4 protein-coding genes and 1 pseudogene are annotated in these 2,120 nt (G+C 64.8%); 2 read left to right on the forward strand and 3 right to left on the reverse strand.

All coding sequences use genetic code 11. From position 1 onward, the window contains the following. A partial coding sequence (locus tag ACH3VR_RS23270; protein ID WP_397558727.1) for a glycoside hydrolase family 68 protein occupies nucleotides 1-531 on the reverse strand: 531 nt, incomplete at its 3' end. A 102-nt stretch (nucleotides 532-633) separates the two neighbouring features. Here ACH3VR_RS23270 and ACH3VR_RS23275 point away from each other — a divergent pair. After that, entirely contained in the window at nucleotides 634-918 is a 285-nt protein-coding gene (locus ACH3VR_RS23275) for a hypothetical protein (protein WP_397558728.1), read from the forward strand. Nucleotides 919-1,060: 142 nt separating this feature from the next. Further along, nucleotides 1,061-1,681, forward strand: a complete 621-nt coding sequence (locus tag ACH3VR_RS23280) for a cyclase family protein (protein ID WP_397558729.1) — start codon at nucleotides 1,061-1,063, stop codon at nucleotides 1,679-1,681. 21 nt (nucleotides 1,682-1,702) lie between these two features. On the opposite strand, the gene ACH3VR_RS23285 is transcribed toward ACH3VR_RS23280, so the two are convergent. Both ACH3VR_RS23285 and ACH3VR_RS23290 read right to left on the reverse strand, forming a co-directional pair. Then, nucleotides 1,703-1,858, reverse strand: a complete 156-nt coding sequence (locus ACH3VR_RS23285; RefSeq protein ID WP_397558730.1) for a hypothetical protein — start codon at nucleotides 1,856-1,858, stop codon at nucleotides 1,703-1,705. A gap of 70 nt (nucleotides 1,859-1,928) precedes the next feature. Next, nucleotides 1,929-2,120 (reverse strand): annotated as a pseudogene (locus ACH3VR_RS23290) (hypothetical protein); the annotation flags it as partial.

Here is a 2,120-nt window from a genome sequence, read left to right on the forward strand (position 1 = left end):
CAGGCCGCCGTAGGTCCAGCCGCCGTTGACGGGGCGCTGGTCGGCGGGGATGCCGGCGGGACGGTAGAAGTAGCCGATCTTCGCGAACACGTGCCGGTCGTCGAACCCGAGGCTGCGGTCGGCGACCAGCGAGAAGATGATCTCCTGCCCGTTCACCGAGTACTGGTTGCCGTGCTCATCGGTCAGCGGCCAGGTGTCCCACACCCACACCTGCCCGTTGGACATGTCCGGGAAATCCTGCGGAACGGTCGGCATCGTCAGGGCCGCGGGCATCGAGTTCTGCCGCGAACCCGCGGTCGGATCTGACAGCCGCTTGAGCTGCTTCGCATCCGCCCGCGTCCACTTCGACGTGAAGTTCGCTGCCGGATCGTACGCCTGCTGGGTGTGGATCGACGGCTCCGGACCATCCTGCAGACCAGGGTCGGCGAGGGCGGAGGACGATCCTGCGGCCAGAGCGGTCGTCACGAGAGCGCTGATCGCCAGCGCGCTCACAACAGCCCGCCTCGGGCGCCTGATTGAGATGTGCATCATGTGGCTCCTTCCACTTAACAAAACGTTTTGCACAGCGGTCACATAGTTCCAGGTCCACCAGGAATCTGCATGTCGGCCATTTGGGGGACAGGTGGCGCATGAATGCTCGCAGCAGACGCGACCTGGGTGCTCGTGGCACGGGAATGCAAAACGATTTGCATCCTCGTCTGCGATCTGGGACTATGGATTTCGGTGATCGGGTTTGATATTGGGGGCGAAGTGACTTCGCATCGGGATGCGGCGTGGCAGGCATACGCCGAGAGCCTCGCGAACGTGCATGTGACGGGGGAGTCGCTGGAGAACGCCGAGATCGATTTCAAGGCCGGGTTCGACGCCGCGCAGGCCCTCGAGCTGGCGCGAAATCGGTTCAGATCCTGGGATCGCTGAGAGATCTCGCGAGACCGCGTGCAGAAGGCTGCGCCCAACCGCGAGCGGCGGAGGCTCGAGGCCGCGACGGCGCCGCCCTCAACCACCCGAGGTTCGAAAGGCTGATCGGCTTCGCCGTCGCCCCGCACTATGGAAGGTCCTCATGCAAACATTCGATGTCTCACGCCTGATCGCTCCGGGCGAAGCGTTGTGCGCGGGCGAGGACCCGCTCGAGAGCTGGACCATCTGCGATGTGGGACCCGCCGATCCGTGCCGGATCACCAGTCTCGAGAACTGGACGACTCACTTCCTGACACACGTGGACGCCCCGCGGCACTTCTTCGAAGATGGTGCGACGCTGGACGAGCTGCCGCTCGAGCGATTCGCGGTTCCCGCTCTCGTGGTCGACATCGGAGACCGCTTCGAGGTGACTCCAGCGGAAATCCCGCAACGCGACTTCTCGGGAATGGCCGTCTTGTTCAAGACGTCCGCGTCCGCGCTGGACACCACCGTCTTCCATTCGGAGCACCCGTACATCTCGGCGAGCGCCGCCCGAGAGCTGGTCATGCGCGGCGCAGACGTCGTGGGCATCGATTACCTGTCGGTTGATCGCTTCGGGGACGAGGACTACCCGGCCCACAGGACGCTTCTCGGCGCCGGCGTCATCATCGTCGAGGGTCTCGACCTCTCACCTGTCGAAGCGGGTGCGTATGAGCTGCTCGCGTACCCCCTGCGCATCCAGGAGGCGGACGGCTCACCGGTCCGGGCGATTCTTCGCCGCTGAGGCGAGTGCGGGCCGGCCCCTTCAGGGCAGCGTGTCGCGCACCTGAATCTCGCCATGGACCCCGCAGACGAACGCGATCGCGATGTGGCCATGCGTCGCACGAAGTTCCCAGTCGAGTTCGCGTCGACATTGCGGGCACCGTGGCGCGCCTGCCCAGTCGTCGTCCCGGTCGGTCATGGATCCGTTGCTCCTCTGGTGCGCGCTGATCGCACGTCCATGCTCTCGAGGCGAGGTTTCGGGAAGATGATCAGCACAAAACGATTTGTGATGATTGTTCCGCGTCGCCCTCGCTTCCGCAGGCATCCGGTTCCGCCGCACGATCGAGGAAGGTGAGCTGCGACCCGTCCTCGACGATCAGGTTGCGCAGTGCTCGGTTGAAGGGTCCGCCGTAGGGGGCGGTCAGGTGGGCTTCGAACGATTCGAGGTCTCGGTAGACCTC

Source organism: Microbacterium alkaliflavum, from assembly GCF_044325405.1.
Lineage (GTDB): Bacteria > Actinomycetota > Actinomycetes > Actinomycetales > Microbacteriaceae > Microbacterium > Microbacterium alkaliflavum.

What these genes read in the sequence shown, in the direction of transcription:
- ACH3VR_RS23275 (WP_397558728.1), top strand. Translation starts at nt 634, where the DNA reads ATGCTCGCAGCAGACGCGACCTGGGTGCTCGTGGCACGGGAATGCAAA.
- ACH3VR_RS23280 (WP_397558729.1), top strand. Translation starts at nt 1,061, where the DNA reads ATGCAAACATTCGATGTCTCACGCCTGATCGCTCCGGGCGAAGCGTTG.
- ACH3VR_RS23285 (WP_397558730.1), bottom strand. Translation starts at nt 1,858, where the DNA reads ATGACCGACCGGGACGACGACTGGGCAGGCGCGCCACGGTGCCCGCAA.